Origin of the sequence: Streptomyces calidiresistens (assembly GCF_014141525.1) — a bacterium.
GTDB classification, from domain to species: Bacteria; Actinomycetota; Actinomycetes; order Streptomycetales; family Streptomycetaceae; genus Streptomyces; species Streptomyces calidiresistens.
This window is the reverse complement of record NZ_VKHS01001225.1, coordinates 1-1,102: the sequence shown is the minus strand read 5'-3', so window position 1 is coordinate 1,102 and position 1,102 is coordinate 1. Positions and strand designations below refer to the sequence as shown.

Here is a 1,102-nt window from a genome sequence, read left to right as displayed (position 1 = left end):
CCGCCCGCCCGAACCCGGCCACCGGGTTCCCGACCCGATGACCGAACCGACGACCGCCCCGAACCGACCACCGACCCCGATGACCGAACCGTGAAAGGGACACACCCCGTGCTCACCACCCCGTACGGCACCACCGTTCTGGACCGACTGCGCGGCGAGCGGGCCGCGCTCGGCACGATGTACTTCGGCACCACCGTGGACGAGAAGACCTCCTTCGCCCTCCTGGACCGCTGGGTGGAGCGCGGCGGACGGGTCGTGGACACCGCCAACTGCTACGCCTTCTGGGCCCCCGACGGCACCGGTGAGGAGTCCGAGCTGCTCATCGGCCGCTGGCTGGCCGAGCGCGGCGCCCGCGAGGACGTGCTGATCGCCAGCAAGGTCGGCTGCCTGCCGGACCCGCTGGACGGCCCCTTCCCCGAGTCCGCCGAGGGGCTGCACCCGGACGTGATCGACCGACAGCTCGGGCTGAGCCTCGAACGACTGGGGTGCTCGTCCGTCGACCTGTACCTCACCCACGCCGACGACCCCCGGGTGCCGCTCGCCGACACCCTGGCGGCGCTCTCGGCAGCGGTCCGCTCCGGGCGGGTCGGTGTGATCGGCGCCAGCAACACCGACGCCGCGCGAATGCGGGAGGCGGAGGCCCTGGCGGCGGGGGACGACTCCCTGGCCGCGCCGCGCGTGGTGCAGATGCGCCACTCCTACCTGTGGCCGGACCCCGGCCACGACATCGCGCCGCAGCGTCCGCTGGACCGCGACCTCGTCGCGTGGGCGGCGGAGCACGACGGGGTGCTCCAGGGGTACTCGCCGCTGCTCCAGGGCGCGTTGACCCGCCCCGACCGGCCGCTGTCCCCGGAGTACCGCGACGGGACGAACGAGCGCCGGCTGGGCCTGCTCCGGGAGACCGCCGAGCGCATGGGCGTCACCGCCAACCAGCTGGCGCTGGCCTGGATGGTCGGCGGTAAGCGGCCGGTGATGCCGGTGCTGGGGGTCAGCCGGCTCGAACAGCTGGACGAGGCGATGGACGCCCTCGACCTGGAACTCCCCGAGGAGATCCGCGCCGAGCTCGACACCCTCGCCCCGCTGGGCCGCCTCGCCTGAGCCC

General features: G+C 74.1%; 1 protein-coding gene. It reads left to right on the top strand.

Annotation, left to right across the window (positions count from 1 at the left end):
* Positions 1-108 precede the first annotated feature (108 nt).
* Positions 109-1,098, top strand: a complete 990-nt coding sequence (locus FOE67_RS26535; protein WP_323385570.1) for an aldo/keto reductase — start codon at positions 109-111, stop codon at positions 1,096-1,098.
* The last annotated feature ends 4 nt before the right edge of the window (positions 1,099-1,102 follow it).